This is a genomic window from Aeromonas sp. Y311-2, from assembly GCF_027706025.1.
GTDB classification, from domain to species: domain Bacteria; phylum Pseudomonadota; class Gammaproteobacteria; order Enterobacterales; family Aeromonadaceae; genus Aeromonas; species Aeromonas veronii.
In genome coordinates this window covers 1-24650 of the sequence record NZ_JAPDCL010000013.1, presented here as the reverse complement: position 1 = coordinate 24650, position 24650 = coordinate 1, and the positions used below count along the sequence as shown (strand labels likewise).

Below are 24650 nucleotides of genomic sequence, written 5' to 3'. Positions count from 1 at the left end.
TCGCTCTTTGCCGGTAGGCAAATCAACTCAGGAAAAACATGTTTACCTGACAGGACTCGCTTTATTGATAGTGAGAAGAGGCTGCTTGCGCAGCCTCCTTCATCACAGTGGATGGTGTTGAGGGAAATCTTGATCTCTGTTGTAAGCGGCGGCAGTGTAACCTTGCTCTGTATCCAGCTCGGACTGTGCATATTGTTCGTACTGCTCATGTTGATCGGATTGTGAAACTTGTTCGGCTTGCTCTGCTTGCATAGTCGGCTCTGGTGTCACACCTCGAGCTGTTTGAGCAGCATGAGCTCTCCAGTGTTGCTTTGGTGGTTGGGGTTTAACTCCTTGAGGGCGCGGTGTAGTGCCGGCCACTCCTGCTTCACGAAGGTGACTTTCAACAGCCGCATTTACTGCGGCGTTAAATCTCACATTATCAAGCTGTTCCTTTAACTCACCTTTGATCACTTCGGCTGCTAACTTGGCGGCCTCAGTCATCATTGCGGTTTTTCTATGCTTCTCAAGTTCACGTCTGTCATCTTCGGTATTCTTGAGCAACTGCTCTTTCATACCTCTGATAAACGCAAAAACCATGATGCCGAAGAAGCCAAGAATGATGAGAGATTCCATCTGTCTATCCTTAAAAGCTGGCCGTAGCCTAGTTAAATGAACGTAACCGGGTGGTTTGGTTTAACCTCGTGCGCCAAATGGCCGCTAGCTGGTTACACGTGCTAGCAATCCAGGCGGATCGCCTGAAATTCTTCATGCCAATAACGGTTGGATATTGGCGTGAAGAATCGAAGAGGTTGGCGTGCGGTTTAGTAAAGCCCCCAGAGTACAGGAGCTTGAACTTATACGTTCAGGTTGGGAGTTTTGATGGTTATAGCTTGAGATCTGTCACCTGCTAATGTGTAGCAGGTCAGAATGGCGGGAATTCACCAAGATGGGTTAAGTCCAAAATGCTTCCTCTAAGCATTGTGGGCACACAAAACCACTAAAAAAGCAGTTTGGTGTACCCACAATCAGGAAATTGGACGTTGGGATCTGTCAAAAGACAGGGTGACTTGGTTAACCCCTTGGCCACCTATGCTACTAAGCAGTAGTTAGATACCAATTTCGCACGTTAATCGACATTTTTCAACCCCCTGGGGACATGACGGTGTACCACTAGCAGAAAACAATAGCCGCGATAGAGCAACAATTCCCCTGCACCGTCCAACACCTGATCCCGATGCTGGCCAACCGGCAGGGGGTTACTCACCACGGCGGCGACCAAGCGGGCAGCTGCAGATCACCGGCAGCGCGGCGGGCACCGGCCAACACACGCTCCCGATGCTGGCCAACTGGCAGGGGGTCACCCGCCACGGCGACCGGGCAAGCACCGGCCAGCTCCAGCTCAAACAATGGTTGGCTAGTCCACCAGCGGCGAATCAGCAGATTCTCTCGTAACTTGCATTCATTGTTCCTAAGTTAGAATGGTTTTTATGGGATAGCTTTTGGAAGTGAGGTATCTAGGTGAGTACAAAAACAAAAATTATAAGCGCCAGCAAAATTGGGAAAATGGCTTGGTGTCCGCATGGAGGAAGCCTGCAAGAAAATGGCGTTCAACCAAATGCCTACGGAAAAATGAAGGCAAAATCTGGAACAGCTAGCCATGACAACCTGACTACAGCGGTTTGTGAGCACCAAGAACAAGATCGCCGTTGCTTTGTAGCCAGCTACGCACTGGGACCTGACCACCTGGTAACACAGCAGTTGAGGGATTGGCGAGACAGCCAACTCAAACCACGTAGAGCCGGGAGATTTGTTATCGCTGTTTACTATGCATTATCCCCACTTGCAATCAGGATAGTCTCACCCATCCCCTTTGCTCGTTCTGGAATTCGCTCATTTGTCCTGTTGTTTGCCCGTATGGTTCTGATACGGAAGGAGTCGAAGTGACTACTCTTGTGCTTGTCCTGATCGTCATCACAGTTATCTATGTGTTACGGCGCCAATCTGTCAAGAAACCATCTCCGCTAGGCATTGATGGAGAGGTGATTTATGCCGATAAGGGACGAAATTCGCATCGTTTTGTAAACCACAAGTATGGGATCTCAGCCAAGCCAGACTTCATAATTCGCACAGCCAATGCTGAGAATGTTATGGTCGAATACAAAAGCAGAATGAACCGGATTTACCTCTCAGATATTGTGCAACTCAAGGCATCTGTTCTCGCCGCCAGAGCTCATATGCCTATCCATAGAGCCGTTATTGTCACTAAAGGCGACCGTCAAAATATCACTTTAGGATCGGACGCTCAGTTGTACTCTGAAATTGCTCAATACGTGGAACTGGCTCGGCGAGCGCAGGGAGGTGAAATCATAAAAATTTTTGCTGCCCACAAAGGTATCTGTCGGTCATGCAGCGTTGCGCACAGTTGCCAACGGAGATAAAAAACAGGAGGGAATTATGTTGAATGTGCTCTGCAAAAAACTGCTGGTATTTGTTGATAGCAAATCCCGTAATCTATGGCCTGCGAATGGAATGTTAGCAACTGCATATGTGGTTTTTGAACTCATCCATGGTGCATTGCAGGTACCAGTCTCCCCATTCTCGACTGCCGGGATGAAGCAAGTTCACTTGTTCTTCGGGTTGTTCGCGGTCACAGACCAGATGCCTGATATTGAAATATGGCTGTTCATCGGTTGTGTGATGCTGCTTAGCTTGGCGGCAATTGCCTCACTATGCAGTTTTTTAAACTGGCCGCTACTCAATGGAAAATTCCCATTGGCCACGATCTTGGTACTAGGCCTCATTGTATGGTGGGTGTACGACCTTCTTTATTGGTCCTCTGTTGTCCAAGGCGGGGCGTTCATGTTCTACCCTGCAATATTTGGCGTTGGCTTCACTATGTTTTTTTTGATTTTCCGAGTCCCCGTTTTGGCAATTGTGATTGGTGCTGTTACTGCATTCTCGATGCTGTACGGCGGACGAGCTAGCAAGGAAGAGGCGGATGCAAAAGCAGCGCAAAATCGAGAAGACGCATTTCTTGGCGCAGTAAATGATGATGACTCAACATTCTATTGAACTGAATAGCCAAATAAAAAGGGCCTCTGCAGAGGCCCTTTTTGTATCTCAATTATCAGTTTTACTTACCCATCGTAGATGCACCTACTTTTGCTACAGCGCCAGCTCCCCCTTTAGCAAGGGCTGCGAGCTTAACAACATTTCCAGCGACACCACCAAAATTATTTGCATGGCCATCTAATCCTGGCATTACTTTGATACCGAGCAAGGTAAGGAAGAAGAACCATGCTATTGGTAGCACTGTGTAAAGTTGCAAAGAGGCTGATTTAGCATACGTTCCTGAGGTCGATACAGAGGCAAAAATCACATCCACGAGACTGCCAACCCAAGTCGCTAACGACACAATGGCGGACAAAAATTCAACCCCAAAATACAGTCCAGCGAGGGTGAGGGTGGTCTTGATGTCAAACCCTGTGAACACGAGGATAATGGGGATCACCATGAGCATTATCATCTGCACCACTGATGCTTGAATTGGAAGTGATTGGCGAAAGACGATCGCATCGGGGGCATTCATGACGTTTGCTGCCGATGTCATGAATAGAGCAGCAAGCTGAGTGGACTCATAATCCTCATTGTTGTCTTTACTGCCAACACTGTCACTGACTACCACTTTCCCTCCTGGCAACTGGTATGCAGATCCCATCGCTCGTTCGGTGCTACCAATCATTTCACCGGCGAGTCGATTGGCGATGTCCTGCTCCGCCATTTTGTGCTTCTCTGCCATTTGTTTTAGCATGACTGGGAACCCTTCTGTCTGGTTCAGTCGCTGTAAGCTACTGTTCATTAGGTGTTCAAAAGCTTGATTGCATCCAAGGACAGTTTGTCCGCCAGACTCACTACCAGTCAATCCAAGACCGGTAGCGACCTCGGAGTTAACATGCACCACGCTTCCATCCTTCTTGTACTGAGCGACGAAATCAGGATGCCCTATCCACCAAGTCCCATCAAACTTTGCCCCTTGTGATACTCGCCCTGAAGCTGGGGCCAGGCAGCTTTTCCCCCATTGCTCTGCAAGTAACCGATCTTGCGGATTGGTAAAGTTAGCGGTATTCACGTTTGTGTTGATGGCTGCAATATCTTCCGCGCACGGCATCGAGGCGATGACCACATTCGTGGCAACGCTCGACACATCGTGCACACCGGCCCAAAATGCTGGAGCCTTAGTATTTGCACCCTGAAAATTACCAACCATATTGATGACGTGACTGGGAGGGGATGGAGTGCCAGGGTCAACACAGGCCCCGGTAGGCTGCGTTGATATGTTGCTAGTCACATCAATTGAGGGAATGAAGCCTAAAAGGAATACGGGGAAAATGCACAGGAGTCGCTTGCGAAGAAACTTTACCGCGAGTTCCCCTGCATTACCTTCATCTTGCCCTTGAGTCATAGCCTCAACCATAGACTGTATAACGGCCACAGCAAATGGGGCATACACCAGCCCGCTAACGCATAGGGCTTCAATGACAACATCCATCATGTGCACCCCCATGACGAGGGTGTACGGATCGATCCAGTGGTTTGCGATCATTATGCTTTCCCCCCGGGTCCCATGAATGCACGTCCAGCAGACTTCATTGTTGAGTCAGCAATATTCGCACCACGAACTCCACTGCTAACGCCACTGGTCACACTGCTTTCTACTCCTTGTGATGCAGCACCTATCATCTGACCACCACCCTTGATTCCCACATATGCCATGAGCCCCATCCACAGCTTGGGCAATAGATCATAAGATGTATAACCAACACGGGTAAGAATGCTGTCCTGAAGTCCGGTGATAAAAGTGGTCGATCCACCAGCCAGCTCACCTGAGATTGATGAGTAGAAGAAGAGGTTAAGCGTGTTATCCATCCAGGTGGCAAGGTTCACGAAGACCAGTGTGAATTCTAAGCCAAAATACATTGCGCTCAACGCGAGGGCTGTTTTCATGCTGAACCCAGAGAACACAAGGAGAATTGGTATAACCATCAGTAGAGTCATTTGCATTACGCAGACGATGATCGGCGTAGTGTTTTTCAAGACCACCGTTCCGGGTGCTTTCATTAGGTTCCCAACCGCGGTACCCAACCACCCGACCAACTCCTTCACATACGACGAGACACTATCCGGCCCTTTTTGCTGCTCGGGCGCACCAGAAAGCAAAGCCTTAATTTGCGCTTCGGCCTGGGGTTGAACCTTGGCTACCTTCGCCATGGCCATTTTCTTTTCAGCCTCCGCATCGGAAGAGGCGCTGACTAACAAATTCAGTGAATCCTTTGACTGATTCTTCGCCGCGGTGACAGCGGCCTGCTCAATGTGCTGATATGCCACATCACAATTCAGCCTTACCTGGCTGCCATCCATTTCACCGATCGGGAGCCCGGCAGCTAATGCTGATTCACGGCTAATCAAAACTGTGTTCTGTTCCTGCTGATAGTATTTCCGGAGTGATTGAGAACCGGCCCATGTTTTATCATCAAGGGTCCCCTTTCGTGTTGCATCTCCAACGGCGGGGCCCAAACATGCACGTTGCCAACTATCTGCGATAGCTTGATCAAAACTGTTTTCGAGGTTCGCTGACTGAATATTTACAGATGCCATCTGCAGGTCTGCAGCACAGGGAGTGCTTGCAATCACGGTATTCGTGAACGTAGATGCGTAGTCATGGACAATCAACCACCATACAGGGATCTTCGTATACCCCCCTTGGAAATTGCCCATCATCATTTGCTGGTTTGGAGTTGGCTTTTCTTGGGCTCGTTGTGCCCCGTCGCAAGCATAGTTACTGATTTGAACATCAAATCTCATGTCACTATTTGTCATAGGAACGAAGGCTATGATGAAAACGGGGAAAATCATCAGGAGTTCTTTGCGGAGAAATTTCACTGCCAGCTCACCCGCGTTCCCCTCATCCTCCCCTTGGGTCATTGCCTCTACGATTGACTTGGCTATTGCCACAAAGAATGGGGCGTAGACTAACCCGCTAGTGCATAGCACCTCGGTAATCACCCCCATCGAATGCACCCCCATCATGAGCGTGTAGGGCTCGATCCACTCATTCACGATCATTGGAATACCCCATGGCTGACTTCTATGGCGACGAACAACGCCCCCATCAAAACCTGACTATGCACAAGCAACTTACGGCTACTAGGCGCGAGCGCCTTCTTCGTTGTGCGTTCGATGATTCTTGGCAAAGCCAGAATTGCAGCAGGCACGATCAGCCATTTTACGATCGTGGCCCAACGGGAAAACTCCCGCCAACTATTACTTCCGGTGTCTACGAACAGGAGCAATAACAGCGCACAGAGTATTACCCCGAACAGACATAACAAAAAAATGAGGACGTTCTTCATTTTCTACTCCAGGGAGCTCGAGAAAGTAACGGCCAGACGGGCCGTTACTTGTATGAAATTAATTGGCCGTTCCGACAGGCACCTCTTCCGTCGGAGTCCGGAAAGAGCCGGCTTTGTTCTCCATATTTGCGCGTCTCAAGATGTCGATAGCGGAACTACCTGCCAAATCTTTCTTGAAGCGAATTTCCCGCTCAAGGAGGTCCATCTCCTGGACTAGCAATGCTCGCTTATGCATCGCTTCAGTTCGCACGGCCTCATTGTTTGTCACACTTTCATCGCGTATACCGGCGTCCATGATCCTGACGGAATGCAGCAGCTTGTCGTAGGTATTTGCAATTGCAAGGTCAGTGGCAAGGGCCGATACATAAGCTCCTTGCTCCTTAGGGTGAATTTGCTTGATAGCCAGCAGCAGATCCTGCGTGACCTTAATGCTGGACGTAGAGGCGCTTTCAAGTTCCTTCGCGGTGATGCTTGAAACAGGCTTGTTTGCTAGCTCAAGCAACTGTTTGTTCTTAGCCTCAAACTCTTTGGCATAGGCCGCTTTAGCGCCAATACCTCTATCCTCTTCACGTGGAGAGGCATCCTTATCCGTATACATCCTTGTCTCACCAACCACATCTGAAATGAAGGTATTGGCCTCCTTGGGTGACTTGAAGACGGCCCCCATTCCCATGGATTGAGCCGCAGATGGTGAAAGGGGGGAACTATCAGTGGCGCGACGGCCCGCTAACGCATTGAACCCGGCAAATGAGGCATGTTCGGTAACCTTGATCGGTTTACCAACCATCCCCCGTTTTTCTGTACCGAATTGGACCCCCTTCTTGCCATCGTCGTAGCTTCTCCCGGCAGCCCCATCCTTAAACACCAAGTCTTTTAGCTGATAGTTTGAGTTCGCGTGCTTTTTTATCGCCTCAGAATACTCTTCGCTTATTGCCAATTTATTGAGTGCACCAGCGGGCATTTTGTCCAGGATCCCCTGCTGCATTTCTTGGCATGACATTGCATTCATATTGAATGCATCCGTAGCAGAAAGGCTGCCACTCATCATAGAGTCATAGAGATCCGGATTCGCACGCTGCAGCGCCATCCCGATCAAACTGGTTGGGTTCAGCGCGGCCATCAGATTGCCGGCCAACGTTGTGTGTAACTGCTTGAACGAGCCCGAGTTGAAGCTACCCAGGATCTCACTGCTTAGGCTCATTTCTGAACATGTGAGATCCACATCCCAACCAGCGGCTGCTTTGCTGAAGGGATTGTTAGCTGTCGGCGCTTCAAGGGGGCGCCCTCCCCCAATACGCTGATTGATAACGGCTCGTTCGTCGAATTGAGCAGCTATTGCGGGTAACCCGACCATGGCCAGCAGGCATGCCACAGGCAAAATTTTCATTTTCATCACTATCCCCGATTTCATGAAACGGCTCATCTTAGCGCGGGATGGCAAAATAAATTGGGCGGCCAAAAGCAGGTCAATTAGCAGTCCACTAACCGGTTGCATTGCTGAGTTACCGTGATAACGTGGCACCCATTAACTGAAGGGAGGTGTTTATGGGCGGAATTTTGCTTCCTAAGGCTATTTATTATGCCGATATGGAACTGGCGGAGACCCATCATGAAGCATTTAGCTACCTAGTTATGGCAGCTGATCATTATGCTTATGTGATGGATTGGAACCTGAGTTATCCCGAAATGGGAATGGCAATTCAGATGCAACTGCAGGCCACACAACTCGACTCCGTTGGGGCCTCAAGCAACGTGGCAACGCTATATTGCATGATGGAACTTGTGGCCCTGATCCATTTAAAGTTTCCAGGAGACCACCAGGCAAAACAGCGCTACATGCAGGAACGTGAATTAAAGCCATGATAAGCCACACACTAATGACTCGGGACGCCTTAATGGATTTATGCCGACTCTACATTGGGGCTCGTCATGATGAGGCGTCAGTCAAACTTGTTGATGACTCCTTGGTACGCATGGTGAGCCAAGCTAAAGAAAAAATTCATAACCATGATGCCGCAAATCTGCTTGACCGCTTTATGTCTGCGCGTAAAACAGCATCAAATAGATTGCTGCTGGATATTATCGAGCAGCTTGACCGGACAGCTTGGGATGTCTATCCATGCACCAATGTGATTGGTTGTAGCATTTCAGACTAAAGGCCATTGGGGCGATTTGAACGGAATGTGGACCGGAACCTGTAAACTTGTTAGGGGGTATGCTAGTAGCAGCCGGCCCTCATTCTACCAACCAATACAAAATTACCTTAAGGCCAGCTCGAACGCTCAGCCTTAAGGTGTTCATAGGGACGAATCTCATATTATATATGCTGATCTTTGACAGACTCTGCTGGCATAATATATGGCATTGCTTACCATTATTTATATGGCATTATTTTCCATAGTTGCGACTGGTAATCCTGAAAGCACTTAGTAACATCTCTCACTTCTGTGCTTTCCAGAAACAATCCAATCTGTCCATCCATTCGTTCAAAATGACCAATTGGCTCACTACCATCAAGTGAATTTAACTCAAGGGGTACCAATTCCCCGTTTCTCTCAACGATTTTAAAATTACAAACAGAATCGAATTTGTTTTTATATAACCACAAGGAGGTTATGCAGATCGCCGTTATTGCTATAACAGACAAAATTATTAAGTAATACAATGCATTCTTTTCATTAAGGAATCGGTACATTAGACATCCTAACAGCTGCAAGTTACAGTCCAGAATTATATCACTGCTGGGTCATCTTTATAACCATTTACAGCAAAATGAGAGGCATTGAAACCACTATCGCACACTGCCGTTACTCCTTACATTCTTCCGCAGTTTGCGATATGGGACAACTACAGCCGCTGTCAGGAGCAGCGCCACGAACAGAACCCAGTTCCAGGGGAACCACCACACATACCCGTGTGGGGTGATCTCCATGCAGCCAACAAACTCGCCCGTCTTTCGATGTGGTAGGTCTTGGCCATCGCCCGTGATTCCTTAGTCTTCTATTCAACTCATTTCCCAACCCAATAACTAGCTATAAATATAATCGGCAAGGATATTCCGGCTGCTGTTCGGCTTATTTCAATAATCCCCGCGACATCTGCGATTACTGTGCATCCCAGTAGAAAAATTATAAAAATTCCAACCCTATTGGAGAGGGAGAGCCCCTTCGATTTCATGATTTTTTCCTCTCTCAGTTTCACTTCCTGAACCCCATATTAATCGGTTGACGAGGTACGCTTGAAGGCGGCACCAATATCGGCATCCATCACCTTACTCAGCTCTGGCGAAAGCATTTCGATAACCAAACCAGTAACGCCTTGGGCCTTGTGCCAGTTGCCGAAGTAGTGGAGAGACACCAGCTCATGCAGAGCGCGGCGCAGCGTCTCATCATCCTGCGGCTGAATGGTCGCCTGGGGCACATACTTGATGCCATCGATCATCACTTCGTGAAGCACAAACTACTCCTTTAACTAGGCCCTTTGGCCCGTAATGTAATCCCATACCCGCCAACCTTGCTGCCGGAGGCAGTTATAGCGAAACGAGTCATCCGCTTTTTGCTTGTGGAGCAATGGGGCCTGCTTTGTGGTACGCAGAGATCCGGTCTTTGTCACCTCGATAAGTCCAGCGTGCACTGGTATGTCTGACTCGGTTAACAGTCCAAGAGGCGTCATAAACCAGAAACGGTTTACTGGCGACCGACCAGACGCAAGCAGGTCATGTTTTTTGGCTTGCCAGAATGTAATGTGGCCCTCATGAACCAATTCAGCCCCCGGTTGCCCCTCTTTCATTGGGACGACCTTTGCAAAGTCGGCCTTGAAATCCGAACGACTTACCTTGATCTCGACCTCATCAACATGGCCATTGAGCCGAACGCCGATCAGATCGCACTCCAGCCAGCCCTTGATGAACACGTTCGCTACCAACAGCTCGTATCGGTGCTTCTCAGAACGGTAGAAAGCCTGCTGCAAATTGCTGGCAGTCATCTCTATCTCCGGTCTTCTCTGGATGAAGGCCATACAAACTACTCCTAATTGGCCGGTTTGGTATGGCCACACACGGAGCACTCCCACCACTGCGAGTGATAATCCTCGCCGTCGCCATGCTCTAACCCCATCGGGAGAAAATGGCAGCGAGGGGCCTTTGCGGCAATCTGGCGCTCCATTTCCTCATAACTCTCATTGAGACCGTTCCAGGCTTCGGCAACGGCTTCATCACTCCACTCGTCAGGCATTCCGTTACTCCTATAAATCCAATGCCTCGACAATCGCCCGCTTTGCGTCAGTCCTCGTCAAGGCTTTAATAGTTCGGGGGCTAGAGCTCTGTCGTGGAGCTAGAGTGACACGACAAAACGGAATAGTACCAGCCAGATCACTGGTCACAACGTTGGCACCGTCAGTCCAATAGAAGCTGTCGTCTCCAAACGACCACGAATGCCGACCATCGAGCTTGCCCTGGTATTCCAGATCGGATTGCTTCATCCCGTTTCTCCTCGATCACTTGTACGTCTGTTGCCCGTTTGCCAAACGGCGGGCTATGGAGAACAACGCTGCCCGCTCCGCTTCATGGTCAGTCTCATGAGCAAACGGCCTCCAATTTTCGTCTTGCCTGCCTGGCGCTGGCCACATGTTCCCACTCGGGGTATGTATCGAAACGATGCTCCGGCCCTTCGCGTACAACAGGCCCCAGCCTGCAGGTAGTTCAGATGGAGAGATCAGCCCTTCTGGGCAGAGGTAAAACCGGTAGGTGCCGAGCCCACCGCTATGACGCTCCGGCTTCTTACTGTCCGCCAGGAAATCAGCCCTGCTAACCTTGATTTCAGCAACAGCCGAGCAGGTTTGACGGCAGGCATAAACATCTGGCTGCTCACGATTCCCGTAGCTTGCCAGTTCAGTAGCGATGATGGCGAACCCTTGGCGCTTGAACCAGCGGGCGCACATCGCAACCAATCGGTGATGTTCATAACTCGTGGCCATGGTCCGTTTTTCCACAACTCAAGCCCAGCGATGCGCGGCTCTCATGAGCCTTAGCTTCTGCCCCGTAAACCTTACCGAGTCGGTAAGATTGGTTAGCGAAAGCCACGGCAACTTTTATCTGCTCATCTGTGAATGAGTCGGGGAAATTAAACAGATTGCCCCCTTCCTCATCAGTCAGTCTGACCATTGGGACAAATTTCTTTTCGCTGTCAAAGGTCGGCACTTTGACCCGTTCTATCACGCAACTTTCAAAATCCACATATTGGTTTTCCATTCCGTTTTTTTCCTCTGACTTATATGGAAGTGTTCAACTGATGCTCAAAAACATAGGCATCCAGAACCTCAATGGATATACCCCAAGACGGTGGTTCGCCATGTGTTTCGTGATAATGGATATATGCCAAGAAAGGCATCAATCGTTCTCGATTCAGGGTATGCAAATCTTCGTCTAACCAGCTAAGCAACCAGACATCTTGGCTGTAACCTCCCCATGCAACACCAATGGGAAAATCACCCCACGCAGCCAATTCTGGCAGCACGATGCGGATATGATGGATTAATGCTCGGTCATCATCACTCCACTCGCCGAGGTCATTTTCATGACCATTTGCAGCAAAATGAGAGGCATTGAAACCACTTTTGTCTACACAAACTACCCTCTAACTATGGTGCCAGTTTCGCTAGCTCTGCTTTCGCTGCTGATAGCTCGCTTTCCCAGTTGTTCAATAACTCTGATGAAGCTGCCGATGAACCCGCCAGATGTTTCCGTTTTAGGCTATCTACCTTGAGCTGGGCAGCCTCTACACGGTGCTCAGCCATATGTAATTTCGATTTCAAAATAGTCATCCCGTTACTCCTTACATTCTGATCTGGCAATCCAGCGGCAGCGTCGAGATCCCTCAGCTTTCCACTGTTTGCAATTCGGCTCATTTGCCGTTCAGTCACCCCCCATCGGATTCCGACCTCGGCCAGTGTCCAGCCTTTGCTACGGATGATTTGATGGAAGGCTCCATTCGCGTTTCTAGTCATATGTGTCTAGTATGCCTCCAGCCTGCTGACCCGTCAAATATGTCTAGTTGTTTGGGGTGAGACTTTATTTGCAAGGATGAAACTCTATTTTCAGGGATGAAACCTTTTCATCCAACAGAGGCAACCCGGATCACATGGCGAAGTTGTCCAAGGCGAAGGGATGCGGCATGACTGGCGGCGGGCTTTGGATGGTAGTACATGGGGGCTCTCTCTGTTTAGTACCGGAATCCGGCAGGGTATCGAGAGAGTGAAGGGCGGGCCTCCTGGTGATCATACCAGCAGGGCCGCCCTGGTAGTTGGGCGGGGCTGGGGGAAGATATCGGCAATCTTGGAGATTGTGAGGATGCCAATTACTACATCCGATAAAGGAACTTCCCTTTTCGTGCACAGCATTCATACCGTCGCCACAAGGTGTAAAGGTAGTTATGGGTCGGCGAAAAATCACTCTCACTGTACTTGAAGTCAACGCTGCCATCCGCGGGGAATTCCTTGCACTCCTTACGCCCTCGAGGATAGTTTCGCTGCCATTTTGCAGTATCAGCCTCCCCCTCGCGTGGGGCTACTGGTGCCCAAACTTTGGCAGAACCGGATGTAACAGGAAGCTTCTGGCTGATATGGCCATTCACGCTTGTCGTCACAACATCAGCGGCCCGTTGTGCAATAACCATCGAGCCAGTATATCGGTTCGGGTTTATTACCGACCCTATTCGTGGAAACACGTGGCCATACCGCTCTCCAGACTGTATGTAGTCACCGTATTCACCCATAACACTACCGATCATTCCTGACGTGTCATTGGGGTTACGTGCAATGAGTTTTCGACTGAAATTTGAAGGTATTGCTAATAGTGGCATCTCCAGCAATCCAAGACGCCATTCGGGGTCAATCGTAGACACAAAATAGGGGTTCATCGGAACAATATCACTGTCACAGAAACCAGACAGTTTCATCATGCTACCCACAATATTGCGGTAAGCCAATAATGCTGGATTCCCATAAACGTTAACATCGTAAAAGTTTTTCTGCATCGGGGAGCCTGCACTACCACGAACACCGGTACCGACATCAATGCCATGGTTCAAAGCTTTGGCGGCAGGGTCAGTAACTTTCGACATGGGTTTGGTCAGCCAGGTCAGAGGATAATTCTCACGATTCGAGACAGTTTCAACGATGACATCCGGATTGTAATGACTGACTACCGTTGATGTGCGGATACTACAGAATGGGCCCTTGCAGACCAGCCAGAAGCACATGCCCTTGATTTTGTAGTCAATGCACGACAGATCCATAGTGTCTGTAATTAGATCGAAGATCTCTATCTTCTTACTGCCACTCGGCGTCGCGCCATCGATATCGGATGCCATAGCGGAACTGGGGAAAAGCCAGCACATGCCTATAGTGCTCAAGAACACATACGTTGCAAACTGCTTCACTTTTGCCCCCTGCTCATACCGGCGAGCTCCCCACGATTATTCATCCCTTCGAAGATGGTGTATGCCTGCAATGGATCTACACCATAAACAATCCATTTTTCGTTAAACACCACTGCTGGCACTTTATCCACTCCGATCGTTCTAGCCAGCGTCAAAGACTCTGCAGCGGTGGAGTATGTTCTGAGCACCATTTGCTTGCTGAGTTTTGAGATGCGGTCCGCAGCTATCGGAGCAGCATCGGCCTCATTCCCAGGAAGACCAGCACTTAGATTCATTTCTAACTTGTAGATTGTGTCAATCTGCCGCACGTTGACTGGCACATTCAATTGCTTAGATAAGCGAGCGCTTTCCATTTCATAAAGCAACCCGTCAACAGTAAAAACATCCACTTTATCCAAGGTAACCGCGGCTGAAGACACACCAGGAAGTAGTAGAAAAAGAAGCATCAGCCGATTCATTGGTATGCCCCCTGAATGCGCTGCCCACGCTTCATATCACTAGGTTGGCGAGAGACAGTCTTCAGCCCACGCTTACGATTCAAATCGTTAGCCATCATCTCAGCGGCCTCATATTGTGATGCAAGCCCATGCTTCTCCATCATCGCTCTCCGCTCACTTTTTTCATTCGGGTCAGTCATGGCCAAAGCAAGGAAGATTGATGGCGGCACCTGGCGAACCAGCATTTCGCCAACAGTCTTAGGGTTCCCCATCACAACACCCTCCGTATAACATTTCTGCTGCTTCGAGCAGCTCAAAATCATGGCCTTTTGTTCAGGTGTTAAATTGCGATACTTGCTAAGGTCTTCTACCTCTTTGTACTCCATGTTCAGCAACATCCACCATTCGAATAGACCAAGCACTTTCTTGATGTCATCGCCCTTGGAGAAATCTTCAACGTTTTGGGTAGCTAACAGCATCCACAAACCAATCTTACGAGCGACTTTGACTGCGAATGCGATCTGATATCCAAGCAGGGGATTTCCGGTATAGAGGTGAGCCTCATCCACGATATTGACGACATCTCGGCGATGATTTTGAGTTTCCTCCGCCTTATTGATCACTCGCTGCATATAACCGATATAGGCAAGAGCTAACTGAGCGGGGTAGCGATCTGAGCCATACACCCCCACATCAAGCACTGTCACATCGGCATCAGGCCACTCGACGCCAACCGAATTGAACATCCGGGCATCAAGTTCACCGGTGCAAAACAAATCGAGTGAGGCGGCCAGCTCCTTGAGCCGTAAGCGTTGCGAGTCTTCAAGTTTGATATCCGTTGCCGCGATATCTAACATGGCATCTCTCACGTCTTGAGTGAGGGTTTTTTTGTTGGCTCGGAGACTTTTGATACCAGCAGCCATGATCGCCCCACGCATTAGCGATTTATCCAGTTGCGTGAGCTTTTCATAGGCCTCCATGTTGCCACCTGTAACCATGATGTAGAGGGACTGCTCCATTTCCCCAAGAGGGTCCCGTGTCGCATCATCCTCATCCTCATCCTCCTGACTTTCACCAGCCAAGGACTGTTTCACTGCGTTTTCTTTAGCCTTAGCCTTGGCCTCTTGCATTTGCTTGACGACCTCCCCGGCATCCAGGAATGGGCATAAGGAGAAATTTGCGAACTTATTAATTCGCATGTAATTCACAGTCAAACCATATTGGGCAAAGTATTCACTCAACAACTCAAAAGACCCGCCTTTATCCAGAATGAATAACCGAGGGCGATGCACGGCCATAACCGATGCGGCCATATAGTTGAGTGAGGCTGATTTACCTGACCCCTGGGGCCCAATGACTACACCATGGGCGGCGCGTACTCGGTCTTTACCAAACATGTCAAATGTGAGCGGTTCACCTCCCCGGTTCCACACCACTAAGCCTGGGTTTCCAGTCCCCTGTTCGCGGCCGAAAATGGGGCACATATTTGCGAGGTGCTGGGAATAGTAAAGCTGCATGTATTGGCGTTTTTGGTCTAATTCCGGTTGAAAGCACGCCGGGAGGTGTAATGGATATGCTTCCGTTATCAGGGGGTCGGTTGTGGCATCTAGGGCCATCACACCATTTGAGAGCAGGTTATTTTTTAGGGCCTTACAGCGCTCTTGGAGATCCATCAGATCCGAGCCACGAACGTACACACCCTGGGATGCATAAAACACATCTTGATCATCGGTGCGCTGTTTATCGACTTCCTCAAGAGCTTGCTTTGCACGCCTAGCCTCTTGAGTCTCCCCTTTATGAGCAGAGCTCAAGCTCATCAAATGAGTGTCGATCTTCGTTGGGCTGACAAAAACAATCGTCTGGACAAGCATTGCACCGGCCGGGACCGAATCCATCAAACAGCTCGAACGTTGATTTTTCCCTGTCCCCCTTGAAACTTCGCCAGTCAACTGACCCATCTCGGGGGCATGAGTTAATCCCTTAAAGCGCATAAAGGTATGAGGCTTATCGTCAAACCACCAACATCCATTATCAGGATCAGATATCGGCTCAGAGAACAGGACACTCTCTGCCAAGTTAAAACCAAACGGTTTATCTTTTTTACGCTTCGGGTAACCAACCTGGCGATATAGAGCCTCCCGATCACCATTGGTGATTGCGGGATTTGGGTTAAACCAATCTGTCAACCAACGGAAAACCGCCTCACCTTCCAAGCGACGAATTTTCACCCCGGAAGACGAGAGTAAGTGTGCGAAGCGATCGGCGACTTCATTGATGTCGCTGATCGGATCGAACGTGGGGGATTCCTTCTCAAGATTGGTGCATCGCCGGTAAATCACACAGTATGTACGGCGCATCTGCCCCCGCCATTGTTTACCGGTGACCTGCACGTCTTTGAAGATCCCTTCAGGTTGGTTCACACCACGGAAATGATCTTCGAGGACATTCAAAAATTGCTCTGTGAACTCAGTGTCCCGTACTTCTTCATGAATAGACGAGTAGATATCATCCACATACCGATAAAGGTCATCATCTTTCCAAGAATAGGTCTGAAGAACCCAATCTGAACCACCAGTAGCCAAGCCGAACGCTTGCTTAAATGCGGATTGGAGACTGTTTCTAAGATCTGCAATTTGCTCTTTAGAGCGGCCTTCTGTCGCCATAGGAGAGGCAGCAAACACCACCGCCTGGGAGTAACAATCCTCAAGCATGAACGTCTTGCTCTCATCGAGATATTCTGTGAGAGATAGCTTGTCAGCAAAGCTATGTGGATTGCGTCGATAATGCGCCTGAACCATCTTCTTGGTGACCGGCCCGAGCCGGCGGGCATTGGATAACTGACGTGAGCTCTCAACAAAGTTCGCCTCTTCAGCCTCTGCTCTCTCGGTAGCTGACAGCGAGGTACCGCTAGCCTTTCCGCTCGCTTGTTTCGCTGCATTCTGGGGCGGCACGAAGATCTCGATGATTTCCTGAAATATGCTCACATGCCCTCCTTAATCTCGATACTTCTGATTGTCTGCGATCGCCTGGCTTTGACCATACCTGGCATCCTGGAGCGGATACAGCTCGCCCGGCAACGCATACTCTTCCCTATCAAACATCTTTGTTTCAGTGATGTAGGCGGGAACTGGTGAACGACCTTTTCCGGTCAAGTGAGCAGGAACAAAGATAAATAACGTAGGATTAGGCAATAACTGGTAACGAGGTTTAGGTGCATCATGCAACTGGTAAACGTCTATATCAGGCTGTACTCCAGCCATCTGCGGGGTTGTCATGATCCGATAGTCACGAGCACCGGTCCCTCCCCCCATAGTTTGATCAAAAACCATTTCGGCGGTGATATCAGATTGCGGGATAATATCATCTTTACTTGAGCATCCCGCCATGGATAGGCTAATCAAGACTGCGATTGCTGCTGTAACGGTTGGTTGTTTGAACATGGGATACCTTGCGTCCTTTTTTGTCGTAATCGATGTCAATTTGGCTAGTCAAATGGATTTCAACTTTCGTCCCTGGGGGTACATACACTGCGTCATAAGCCCCCTGTTGCCGCTCTGCTAAAGCATTTGCACCGGACTGAACACCAGCGCCAATCCCCTTACCAGCCATGTACTTCATGCTATCGCTGCCACCATTGACAATTGATGAAGAACTGCCGTCGGTATTCTTAGTAATCTCAGCCTGACCATTAGCAAACGCCTCAGCCATACCAGCAACAGCATTAATCCCCATTGTCTGGCCGAGGTAAGATGGTAGGTTCGTGATGTACTTACCGGTAATACACGGCACACCTTGTGAGTCGGTCAAATAACCTAACCCACCATTTCCTCCTTTCTTGTCTGATACTGTCCGTATCGTCCCATCCACAAAGGTGTATGTGATGCTGTTAATTTGACCTGATAGGCATTTAAGGGTGTAGTCACCCCGGGCAAGACCAGAAACGACCATACCTTGTAGGTTTGGGATATTGATGCCGTTGGTCGCTAAGTTTTTCTGGCCAACTACAACTTTGAATGGAAATGGGTCGGTAACCTGATTGTTTAAGGGGACTCGACCAATAAGTGCGGTAGCGCCAACAGATCCCAAAAAACTCGCGTTCTCTGGAATGGTATAGATCGGTACCAAACTATCTCGCTTGTCCCTAACGTTGGGTAAACCCGTTGATACGTTAGCGCTATTCCTAACCTGGGGATTTTGAAAACGCTCCCCCTTAAACTTGGGAAATGTGACATTCTCCTTTCCCGTGCGTTCATCAAGAACTTTTTGGCCATCTGACGGCATAATCCATTCAATGCCATCATCGCCGATCTCTGAAGATGATGGCATTGAGCTGCTGGTATTTCGTTTTCCTCGATTCGGATCAAAAAGGTTTGGCACTGTAGGTAAGTCTATCGTTGCTTTGCTATTGCCTGTCGGCCTCTCATCACTTGCTAAACCGAAATCACGCTCGTTCGCCGCGGGCCGGTCAGGATACGCATCGACCAGAGGTTCTGAAGGGGCGGCCGACTCGATAGGGGGAGATTTACTCTTTTCAGATAACTCCTGCCTCAGTTTTTCAATCTCACTCTGCAGTTCCAAAACCTGCTGATTTTCCTGCTTGTTAGGCGGTTTGATCCCCCCCTTTCCGCTGTTGTTTGCTTCCAGTTGAGTCAACTTGTTTTTCACGTCTGAGACTGCCTTGGCCAACGCCTCGACAGAGGTCTCTGGCGTATCAGCTTCTGCACCTAAACGAGTTTGCTGGCGAGGAATCGTGACGGTCTTGTCCCCTTCGCCCTGCTCGGCTTGGAGTGTGCTCTCAGCCTGCTGTTTTGAACCAGTAAATTTGCTGATGCCAACAACTACCACGGCGCCGATCATGATGCCGGCCCCAATTTTAATCAGCGGATTTGCACCGACCATAACACCGCTCATCTCGACCCCCCAGGACGTTCAAACTTCGTATCTGCCGATTTTTTTGACTGTATTGGGGCCCATGGTGCAGGCGTTTCATAGCGTGACTCACTAAACGGGCGATCAGATATTACATACAGCATCGTGGTATCCCCGGGCATGTTGCTACGCTCTAACTGGATATGCTGAGCAGCGGCATAGGCGTACTGCATGTTCAGATGAAAGGGGTTTACCTTAACTGGCTGCAACTGACGGTTTACCAATCGAACTGCCGTCAGATACTGACCTGAATTACTCCGCCAGGCCGCTATGGCCGTCGCATCGAAAAGGCCATAGGAGGTATCGATAAAAAGATCTCTCATATCCTCCGCATTATTCACTGCAGTACGATTCAAACGTGGATCGTTAACTCTTAAGCGCGGAGGAGCATAAAATTCTTTAGCCGCAAATTGGATCATTTCTTCCGGTGAGATCGCTTGATCACCGAACATGTCAAAGGGCGTTCCTGCAAGTGGACTCTCTTCTGTGGCTGCCGCCTTTGCAGGGGCGCTTGTAGTGGACGTGTCTGTGGTTCCAGCTTCGGAGCCGGGGACTGAAATGAGCACCTCATCAAGCTGTGCACCGGATCTGGGCAATGCGACCAGTTCAAGTAGCACTATGTCTCCTGAGTCATTCAGCTTTACCTTCACCTGTGTTGGTGAAAACTCCTCCTGCGCGGTCAGATACAAAGTACCTTGCATACTGTCAGCGTCGAGCTTACTGGCCAAGGACTCTGGACGACCGAATAACACATGGTCAGGAAAATGAATTAAACGCTGTTCACCGACATGCAATGCAATCTTGATTGGTCGGCTTCGCCATTCGATCGGCTCTACCGCAAAAGCTGACAGTGAAAATGCGAGCGCAAGGCCTGCAGCGATCAGATTTTTTTTCATCACCCCTTAACCCCTTCGAACTCGATGCGTAACGGCTGACTAATTGAAATAATTCTCATGTTGAATGGATTGCATGTAGAACCCGAATTATCTGCAGCAACGCGCACGCGGTAGCGTAACGGATGGTCTTTGACTGGGGTGCCTTGAAGGGATTCAACCAGACGCAGATCCAAGTCCACATCCCACGTACCGGCCCCCAAGGAAGATACGGACCCCTCGACATCCTTAAGGTTTGTAATTTCACTCATTCGACGAGTTCGGTTTGCTGACTGCCCCCCTTTGACCCTGGCTTCATGTAACGCAAGTTGGTCACGAATGACATCTTCTGAGATATAGCAAGAATAGCGATACAAATTATCTCGCATGTCCTTGTCTCCATTTTCCTGCCAAAAATTGACAGAGCGCCAAACCTCGCTTGCAAAAAGATATACATTCGGCTTTGGAATACTCCCAGCCGAAAAAGTGGCACCACCCGACAAGTCGGGAGGAACGTGAACAGTTATATCATTTTGCCTAACTGCACTGACTGCCATTTGCACCATTAGCAGCGTAAACAAGCACCCAGAAACAAGCTGCCAATCTTTTACCCTGGCATCACTTTTATCCAAAGCGTTGCGAGCCTTACTTTTATTCCGCCCGAGCAAGTTGAGCATAATTATTTCCTCTCTGGACCGAGATATCGAATGGTCTTATGCTTTGACAGTCTTGTATCCCAACGAATTTTATCTGTCATCATTCCACTAAAACTCATCCAGCCACGCTTTTGCATATATCTCTGCAACTTTAGCCACATGAGCGGCCCATGCTGTTTTTTTGCGCGCTCAATCCTGCCAGCTACAAACGGTATCACTCCAAGACTAACTATCATTCCAAATACACCGCCCATAAGCCCCAAACTGAACAATGCCCAAAATGTAATTGATGAAATCGTACAGCAAGTTATTACAGATGCTGCGGTAACAACCATCAACTCATCTATTGTTAACCCTTTCCAGAGCGATGGCTTTTTATCGAGACGCTCTAACGTTGTTTGGATTGTGTGCTCTTTTCCCATCACTCTGGCCTCAGAATATATTGAGTGCGTAGACACCCATAAAAATGCCAACAGTCACCACAATCAGCCCTGCCACCATGTGGCTTGCAAGATCACGCCAAGTTACCTTGCTGCCCGCCTCTCCGAGTTGGTGATACTTTTGCCATCCGTTTTTCACAATCGTTAAAAACGTAAATGCAACGAGAAGCATGGCAAAAACGTTCACTGCCATTTCGAAGGTTGCCGATGTCAGCTCAAACGGATCGCTTGCCCCGCCATTGCCACCGGGTGGAGTTATTGAAGGAATTCCCGCATTGACCCTCACAGGCACAATGAGTGATACCAAAAACATTCCATCAATAAAGATCTTCATCAAACCTCTCGGTATAAACAATAGGTAGGACAAGCCTACCCATCGTCTGTTGAACATGAAAATTAAACCTTACTTTCACCAAATACATCTATGGCATAATTTGCCATGGCAACACCAAGACAAATCAATAGCGCACCTGCGACCAAGTTGCTTGCCAAATCACGCCACGTGGTCTTGCTACCCTCCTCGCCCAACTGATGGTATTTTTGCCAACCATTCTTCACCACTGTGAGGAAGGTAAATGCCACCAAACCAAATGCGATAATCGTTATCCCCCATTTAATCAAGTCAATAATCAATACGAATGGGTCACTCTGAGAAGAACCGCTAGGTCCATTGATTGTTGGCAATCCCCCAGCACCTACTGCATATATCTTGCTCACTAAAAATGCAGGCAACAATGCTGCTCGTTGCAAAAGTTTATTTCTCATGGGTATATAAATCTCCTTTTTTAAAATCACTTTATAATCGCTTGCACTACCAACAAAATCATAAAACTCATAATCACAGCGAATATGACATTTTTAAACATCCCGTAATATGTAACCTTGTCACTGCCCAATCCTTGATAACAAGCATTAATTACAAATATTATAAAAATGAATGCACTTCCATACATCAAACCCTGAAGAATTACTGTCGTATCCCCAAAAGTAGAACCCGCACCAACAGCGGCCATGCACTGGCTTACATTGGCGCCTGAACAAGTGGCACTCATTTTCTGAACTCCTCAGGTAACTTGCGTGAACGAGGCAGATCAGCATCTGGTCGTGGTTGCGTCGGAACTCTTTGGTAATCGGTATACCCACCATCCAAGGGGAAGATCGCAGCAGGGTCCATTGGCGCAGACAGATACTGCAGAATGCCTTGTTCAACGGTTCCCAGGTCAGCTCTGATGCTCACATACTCCATCCGCAGTCGGCTATGATTGTTTAGGCCAGCGTGCTCCGCTTCATCCAGTAGCTTGTTCACCCGGATCAACTGCTCACGGACGCGACTCAAAATCTCACGCTCTTGCCATGCATCAGCTACCGCGGCTGAAGAACAAAGCGCCAGCACACCCGCGCAAAACACCGCCTTACACAATCTCACGCAACACTCTCCATTTGTCTGGATCTGTGAAACCACAAGAGGCCAGTCATATCGAGTGGAGCCTTGCAGTAACGGTCCGTTGACACTCAACTTTCCATTGATGGCATTGTAACTCGGGGGGGGCAATAAAATGGGCACTGAAAAAGAGGGGGGTTTTCTGCAGAGTGTTCAAATGACAACATGGGCACTATCTGTGACAAACAGCCCTAATAGATAAGGGGGCATCGCCCCCTTATTGGTCTTAAACATGCATGTATTTAAACCGTGCTTCTTGATTTGAAACGGCGAGCGAACGCAGCGAGAGCAAGCATGACCAGTGCAACTGGACCGGTTGAGCCACCGCCACCGCCGCCGCCGTTTCCATCAGGCTTGGGGGGTTCTGGTGGTACAACAATAGGCTCGTTGACCTTGATTTCGTCTGTCACTGATAACTTCACCTTACCAGACCCACTAAGAGTCAGCTGACAAACGCCCCAGGGCTGCACAGCACCAGCACACGAGTTAGAGTCAATCACGACACTACCTTCAACAGTCGGGTTCAAAAACTCCGCACCTTGATGGAGATTCTGAATTTGGACAACAAGTGAGCCATCACCCTTCACAACTCGCGGATATGACCACGCGTTTATAGTCTCCAAGAGCCACTGTTTCGTATTTGAATTAGCAAGGTTTTGACATGATTGAATATAAGTTCCATCGCCTTGGCCTGCAGACCCTTGAACCACCCCCCAAACTCGTGCGTCACCGCCCACACAAGCCCCCCCAGAATCACCGGGAATACTGTGCCCAGTGGTAGCCGTGTCAGAGGGTGAGTAGAGACCTTCAAAACCATCAGGGCTAAAGCGCGGATCAGCAGGTCCAGTTGCCCGAACTCGGTAGGAACGAAACTCGCCCCCCTTCATCGATAACCCATCAAATAGACTACCGATAGCCGGTTCATGATCTGCTAAGTATTTAGTTTGGTCCGCCACCCCATTTAACTTCCAAATGGCAACGTCATAAACTCGGGGAAATGTATCGTCATACAAAGGATGAAGCAGGGTGTCGGTAATGGTGAGAATCTTGATGGTTCCATCGGCGGACTTAATGCTCACCGACTTACCAGTCTGATTTCCACAGTGACCAGCAGAAATCACATACTGTGATGAAACGACACTACCAACACAGTTATCTGCATATGCCAGAGCCCCGTCATATTGGGGGGCAGCCATTGATGAATGTTCAGGGAAATTTGTCTTCTGGACTATACCGGAGCGGGCAGAGGCCGCACTTTCTGCCGAAATTGTTTCATCGTGATCAGCCTGCTGCACTGCAGAGCTAATAACAGCACTATAAATAGGGCTTGGGTTGAGCTGTTGATCGAACGCAACCGAGTCAGCAGCTGTTGATTGGCTACTTACAGTCTGTTCTTGCTGAGCAGCCAAAATAATCTTGTCCTGCTCTGCATCTAAACGAGCCCTATATGCAAGATACTCCTGCAGATGATCTTCATCAGAGCTAGGTACGGCCCATAATCCGCTAGAAAATACGGATGCCACCGCACAAACGATTATAGTTTTTTTCATTACGTAATCCTTACATTTCTGATTTCAAGAGCCTCAACCACAAACCCATCAAGTTGTATCAATTTATTGACTCGAATTGATATCTTACCCTGTTTCACTCCAAATTTTATGGCTAATTTTCTTTGGCTACAGTCTGTTGATAAATATTCAACTACAGCCTCTAAGAGAGGCCCCTCCTCCATCTTTGTGAATTTTGCCAGATGTCGAGCGTACTGTTCCGAGAAGTAAATCCTCCCACCACCACCATCCGTCACGCTCTTTCCTGCCACTGCGCATTCTCCTAACAAAATCAATGATACCCTTTAGCGGGTATCAGTCAACATGTAATCGCCGACCATGATAGTTTTTTTTGGTATTTAATTCGCCTCATTTTCGGTTCCTAGATAGCGTCAACTAACCCTGCATGTTGCCGAGTATCGTGATAAGTGCCATTCTCGATACCTTGCGGCTGTTGTTACAACAGTTCTTCTTTTTTGTTGCAGTCAGACTGCTTGGGC

At 48.9% G+C, this 24650-nt stretch carries 31 protein-coding genes; 5 read left to right on the top strand and 26 right to left on the bottom strand.

From position 1 onward, the window contains the following. Positions 1-102: 102 nt before the first annotated feature. Positions 103-615 (bottom strand): hypothetical protein, encoded by a 513-nt coding sequence (locus OKC42_RS13265; protein ID WP_270819940.1) that lies wholly within the window; start codon positions 613-615, stop codon positions 103-105. Between the two features lie 627 nt (positions 616-1242). After that, the gene (locus tag OKC42_RS13260; protein ID WP_270819939.1) at positions 1243-1389 is read right to left on the bottom strand and encodes a hypothetical protein; all 147 of its coding nucleotides are present in this window, start codon (positions 1387-1389) and stop codon (positions 1243-1245) included. A 111-nt stretch (positions 1390-1500) separates the two neighbouring features. Between OKC42_RS13260 and OKC42_RS13255 the strand changes: the two genes are divergently transcribed. The 3 genes from OKC42_RS13255 to OKC42_RS13245 are packed head-to-tail and all read left to right on the top strand — an operon-like array spanning position 1501 to position 3054. Next, entirely contained in the window at positions 1501-1926 is a 426-nt protein-coding gene (locus OKC42_RS13255; RefSeq protein ID WP_270819938.1) for a CFI-box-CTERM domain-containing protein, read from the top strand. Next, positions 1923-2420, top strand: coding sequence for a Dna2/Cas4 domain-containing protein (locus OKC42_RS13250; RefSeq protein ID WP_270819937.1), 498 nt, complete (start codon positions 1923-1925; stop codon positions 2418-2420). The genes OKC42_RS13255 and OKC42_RS13250 overlap by 4 nt, the downstream gene beginning before the upstream one ends. Positions 2421-2436: 16 nt before the next feature. Next, positions 2437-3054, top strand: coding sequence for a hypothetical protein (locus OKC42_RS13245; RefSeq protein ID WP_270819934.1), 618 nt, complete (start codon positions 2437-2439; stop codon positions 3052-3054). A 61-nt stretch (positions 3055-3115) separates the two neighbouring features. Here OKC42_RS13245 and OKC42_RS13240 read toward each other — a convergent pair whose 3' ends face one another. The 4 genes from OKC42_RS13240 to OKC42_RS13225 are packed head-to-tail and all read right to left on the bottom strand — an operon-like array spanning position 3116 to position 7887. Continuing rightward, complete coding sequence (locus tag OKC42_RS13240) at positions 3116-4585, bottom strand: conjugal transfer protein TraG N-terminal domain-containing protein (protein WP_270819933.1); 1470 nt, start codon at positions 4583-4585, stop codon at positions 3116-3118. Continuing rightward, positions 4585-6105 (bottom strand): conjugal transfer protein TraG N-terminal domain-containing protein, encoded by a 1521-nt coding sequence (locus OKC42_RS13235; RefSeq protein ID WP_270819932.1) that lies wholly within the window; start codon positions 6103-6105, stop codon positions 4585-4587. The genes OKC42_RS13240 and OKC42_RS13235 overlap by 1 nt, the downstream gene beginning before the upstream one ends. Then, positions 6102-6392, bottom strand: coding sequence for a hypothetical protein (locus tag OKC42_RS13230; RefSeq protein WP_270819931.1), 291 nt, complete (start codon positions 6390-6392; stop codon positions 6102-6104). Before OKC42_RS13230 ends, OKC42_RS13235 begins: the two co-directional genes overlap by 4 nt. 58 nt (positions 6393-6450) lie before the next feature. Then, positions 6451-7887, bottom strand: a complete 1437-nt coding sequence (locus tag OKC42_RS13225) for a hypothetical protein (protein WP_270819930.1) — start codon at positions 7885-7887, stop codon at positions 6451-6453. A gap of 50 nt (positions 7888-7937) precedes the next feature. Here OKC42_RS13225 and OKC42_RS13220 point away from each other — a divergent pair, with 50 nt between their 5' ends. After that, entirely contained in the window at positions 7938-8255 is a 318-nt protein-coding gene (locus OKC42_RS13220) for a hypothetical protein (protein WP_270819928.1), read from the top strand. Between the two features lie 32 nt (positions 8256-8287). Further along, positions 8288-8548, top strand: coding sequence for a hypothetical protein (locus tag OKC42_RS13215; protein ID WP_270819925.1), 261 nt, complete (start codon positions 8288-8290; stop codon positions 8546-8548). Positions 8549-9608: 1060 nt separating this feature from the next. Here OKC42_RS13215 and OKC42_RS13210 read toward each other — a convergent pair. The 20 genes from OKC42_RS13210 to OKC42_RS13120 all read right to left on the bottom strand — a co-directional run bounded on the left by OKC42_RS13210 (position 9609) and on the right by OKC42_RS13120 (position 24422). Further along, complete coding sequence (locus OKC42_RS13210) at positions 9609-9848, bottom strand: hypothetical protein (protein ID WP_270819924.1); 240 nt, start codon at positions 9846-9848, stop codon at positions 9609-9611. 15 nt (positions 9849-9863) lie between these two features. Next, positions 9864-10409: a hypothetical protein gene (locus tag OKC42_RS13205; RefSeq protein WP_270819923.1), complete on the bottom strand. Its 546-nt coding sequence runs from the start codon at positions 10407-10409 to the stop codon at positions 9864-9866. Between the two features lie 11 nt (positions 10410-10420). Next, on the bottom strand, positions 10421-10624 hold the full coding sequence (locus OKC42_RS13200) for a hypothetical protein (protein WP_270819922.1): 204 nt from the start codon (positions 10622-10624) through the stop codon (positions 10421-10423). Between the two features lie 262 nt (positions 10625-10886). After that, positions 10887-11366, bottom strand: coding sequence for a hypothetical protein (locus OKC42_RS13195; protein WP_270819921.1), 480 nt, complete (start codon positions 11364-11366; stop codon positions 10887-10889). Beyond that, a complete protein-coding gene (locus OKC42_RS13190; RefSeq protein WP_270819920.1) occupies positions 11350-11640 on the bottom strand; it encodes a hypothetical protein in 291 nt (96 codons plus the stop codon). The genes OKC42_RS13195 and OKC42_RS13190 overlap by 17 nt, the downstream gene beginning before the upstream one ends. Before the next feature lie 389 nt (positions 11641-12029). After that, positions 12030-12212 carry a hypothetical protein gene (locus OKC42_RS13185; RefSeq protein WP_270819919.1) on the bottom strand — a complete coding sequence of 61 codons (183 nt, stop codon included), beginning with the start codon at positions 12210-12212 and terminating at the stop codon, positions 12030-12032. 536 nt (positions 12213-12748) lie between these two features. Then, complete coding sequence (locus OKC42_RS13180; RefSeq protein WP_270819918.1) at positions 12749-13828, bottom strand: TIGR03756 family integrating conjugative element protein; 1080 nt, start codon at positions 13826-13828, stop codon at positions 12749-12751. Beyond that, positions 13825-14286, bottom strand: coding sequence for a DUF1525 domain-containing protein (locus OKC42_RS13175; RefSeq protein WP_270819917.1), 462 nt, complete (start codon positions 14284-14286; stop codon positions 13825-13827). Before OKC42_RS13175 ends, OKC42_RS13180 begins: the two co-directional genes overlap by 4 nt. Next, positions 14283-17249, bottom strand: a complete 2967-nt coding sequence (locus OKC42_RS13170; protein WP_270819916.1) for a conjugative transfer ATPase — start codon at positions 17247-17249, stop codon at positions 14283-14285. Before OKC42_RS13170 ends, OKC42_RS13175 begins: the two co-directional genes overlap by 4 nt. A gap of 9 nt (positions 17250-17258) precedes the next feature. Further along, positions 17259-17705 (bottom strand): hypothetical protein, encoded by a 447-nt coding sequence (locus OKC42_RS13165; protein WP_270819915.1) that lies wholly within the window; start codon positions 17703-17705, stop codon positions 17259-17261. Continuing rightward, positions 17659-19176 carry a TIGR03752 family integrating conjugative element protein gene (locus OKC42_RS13160; RefSeq protein WP_270819913.1) on the bottom strand — a complete coding sequence of 506 codons (1518 nt, stop codon included), beginning with the start codon at positions 19174-19176 and terminating at the stop codon, positions 17659-17661. The genes OKC42_RS13165 and OKC42_RS13160 overlap by 47 nt, the downstream gene beginning before the upstream one ends. Further along, on the bottom strand, positions 19173-20090 hold the full coding sequence (locus OKC42_RS13155) for a TIGR03749 family integrating conjugative element protein (RefSeq protein ID WP_270819911.1): 918 nt from the start codon (positions 20088-20090) through the stop codon (positions 19173-19175). The genes OKC42_RS13160 and OKC42_RS13155 overlap by 4 nt, the downstream gene beginning before the upstream one ends. After that, positions 20090-20743, bottom strand: coding sequence for a DUF2895 family protein (locus tag OKC42_RS13150; protein WP_270819910.1), 654 nt, complete (start codon positions 20741-20743; stop codon positions 20090-20092). Before OKC42_RS13150 ends, OKC42_RS13155 begins: the two co-directional genes overlap by 1 nt. A 2-nt stretch (positions 20744-20745) precedes the next feature. Continuing rightward, positions 20746-21144 carry a DUF3487 family protein gene (locus OKC42_RS13145; RefSeq protein ID WP_270819909.1) on the bottom strand — a complete coding sequence of 133 codons (399 nt, stop codon included), beginning with the start codon at positions 21142-21144 and terminating at the stop codon, positions 20746-20748. Positions 21145-21154: 10 nt separating this feature from the next. After that, the gene (locus OKC42_RS13140) at positions 21155-21496 is read right to left on the bottom strand and encodes a DUF2976 domain-containing protein (RefSeq protein WP_270819908.1); all 342 of its coding nucleotides are present in this window, start codon (positions 21494-21496) and stop codon (positions 21155-21157) included. Positions 21497-21558: 62 nt separating this feature from the next. Then, complete coding sequence (locus OKC42_RS13135; RefSeq protein WP_270819907.1) at positions 21559-21927, bottom strand: DUF2976 domain-containing protein; 369 nt, start codon at positions 21925-21927, stop codon at positions 21559-21561. Positions 21928-21953: 26 nt separating this feature from the next. After that, a complete protein-coding gene (locus tag OKC42_RS13130) occupies positions 21954-22214 on the bottom strand; it encodes a hypothetical protein (RefSeq protein WP_270819905.1) in 261 nt (86 codons plus the stop codon). After that, entirely contained in the window at positions 22211-22555 is a 345-nt protein-coding gene (locus tag OKC42_RS22730; protein WP_443111667.1) for an RAQPRD family integrative conjugative element protein, read from the bottom strand. Before OKC42_RS22730 ends, OKC42_RS13130 begins: the two co-directional genes overlap by 4 nt. 290 nt (positions 22556-22845) lie before the next feature. Then, positions 22846-24153 carry a trypsin-like serine protease gene (locus tag OKC42_RS13125; protein WP_270819904.1) on the bottom strand — a complete coding sequence of 436 codons (1308 nt, stop codon included), beginning with the start codon at positions 24151-24153 and terminating at the stop codon, positions 22846-22848. Then, on the bottom strand, positions 24153-24422 hold the full coding sequence (locus OKC42_RS13120) for a hypothetical protein (protein ID WP_270819903.1): 270 nt from the start codon (positions 24420-24422) through the stop codon (positions 24153-24155). The genes OKC42_RS13125 and OKC42_RS13120 overlap by 1 nt, the downstream gene beginning before the upstream one ends. Positions 24423-24650: the final 228 nt, after the last annotated feature.

What these genes read in the sequence shown, in the direction of transcription:
- OKC42_RS13215 (WP_270819925.1), top strand. Translation starts at nt 8,288, where the DNA reads ATGGATTTATGCCGACTCTACATTGGGGCTCGTCATGATGAGGCGTCA.
- OKC42_RS13125 (WP_270819904.1), bottom strand. Translation starts at nt 24,153, where the DNA reads ATGAAAAAAACTATAATCGTTTGTGCGGTGGCATCCGTATTTTCTAGC.
- OKC42_RS13130 (WP_270819905.1), bottom strand. Translation starts at nt 22,214, where the DNA reads ATGAGTGCCACTTGTTCAGGCGCCAATGTAAGCCAGTGCATGGCCGCT.
- OKC42_RS13245 (WP_270819934.1), top strand. Translation starts at nt 2,437, where the DNA reads ATGTTGAATGTGCTCTGCAAAAAACTGCTGGTATTTGTTGATAGCAAA.
- OKC42_RS13205 (WP_270819923.1), bottom strand. Translation starts at nt 10,409, where the DNA reads ATGGCCTTCATCCAGAGAAGACCGGAGATAGAGATGACTGCCAGCAAT.
- OKC42_RS13185 (WP_270819919.1), bottom strand. Translation starts at nt 12,212, where the DNA reads ATGACTATTTTGAAATCGAAATTACATATGGCTGAGCACCGTGTAGAG.
- OKC42_RS13145 (WP_270819909.1), bottom strand. Translation starts at nt 21,144, where the DNA reads ATGGGAAAAGAGCACACAATCCAAACAACGTTAGAGCGTCTCGATAAA.
- OKC42_RS13265 (WP_270819940.1), bottom strand. Translation starts at nt 615, where the DNA reads ATGGAATCTCTCATCATTCTTGGCTTCTTCGGCATCATGGTTTTTGCG.
- OKC42_RS13220 (WP_270819928.1), top strand. Translation starts at nt 7,938, where the DNA reads ATGGGCGGAATTTTGCTTCCTAAGGCTATTTATTATGCCGATATGGAA.
- OKC42_RS13175 (WP_270819917.1), bottom strand. Translation starts at nt 14,286, where the DNA reads ATGAATCGGCTGATGCTTCTTTTTCTACTACTTCCTGGTGTGTCTTCA.
- OKC42_RS13200 (WP_270819922.1), bottom strand. Translation starts at nt 10,624, where the DNA reads ATGCCTGACGAGTGGAGTGATGAAGCCGTTGCCGAAGCCTGGAACGGT.
- OKC42_RS13235 (WP_270819932.1), bottom strand. Translation starts at nt 6,105, where the DNA reads ATGATCGTGAATGAGTGGATCGAGCCCTACACGCTCATGATGGGGGTG.
- OKC42_RS13160 (WP_270819913.1), bottom strand. Translation starts at nt 19,176, where the DNA reads ATGAGCGGTGTTATGGTCGGTGCAAATCCGCTGATTAAAATTGGGGCC.
- OKC42_RS13165 (WP_270819915.1), bottom strand. Translation starts at nt 17,705, where the DNA reads ATGTTCAAACAACCAACCGTTACAGCAGCAATCGCAGTCTTGATTAGC.
- OKC42_RS13150 (WP_270819910.1), bottom strand. Translation starts at nt 20,743, where the DNA reads ATGCTCAACTTGCTCGGGCGGAATAAAAGTAAGGCTCGCAACGCTTTG.
- OKC42_RS13225 (WP_270819930.1), bottom strand. Translation starts at nt 7,887, where the DNA reads ATGCAACCGGTTAGTGGACTGCTAATTGACCTGCTTTTGGCCGCCCAA.
- OKC42_RS13155 (WP_270819911.1), bottom strand. Translation starts at nt 20,090, where the DNA reads ATGAAAAAAAATCTGATCGCTGCAGGCCTTGCGCTCGCATTTTCACTG.
- OKC42_RS13230 (WP_270819931.1), bottom strand. Translation starts at nt 6,392, where the DNA reads ATGAAGAACGTCCTCATTTTTTTGTTATGTCTGTTCGGGGTAATACTC.
- OKC42_RS13195 (WP_270819921.1), bottom strand. Translation starts at nt 11,366, where the DNA reads ATGGCCACGAGTTATGAACATCACCGATTGGTTGCGATGTGCGCCCGC.
- OKC42_RS13135 (WP_270819907.1), bottom strand. Translation starts at nt 21,927, where the DNA reads ATGAGAAATAAACTTTTGCAACGAGCAGCATTGTTGCCTGCATTTTTA.
- OKC42_RS13140 (WP_270819908.1), bottom strand. Translation starts at nt 21,496, where the DNA reads ATGAAGATCTTTATTGATGGAATGTTTTTGGTATCACTCATTGTGCCT.
- OKC42_RS13190 (WP_270819920.1), bottom strand. Translation starts at nt 11,640, where the DNA reads ATGGAAAACCAATATGTGGATTTTGAAAGTTGCGTGATAGAACGGGTC.
- OKC42_RS13240 (WP_270819933.1), bottom strand. Translation starts at nt 4,585, where the DNA reads ATGATCGCAAACCACTGGATCGATCCGTACACCCTCGTCATGGGGGTG.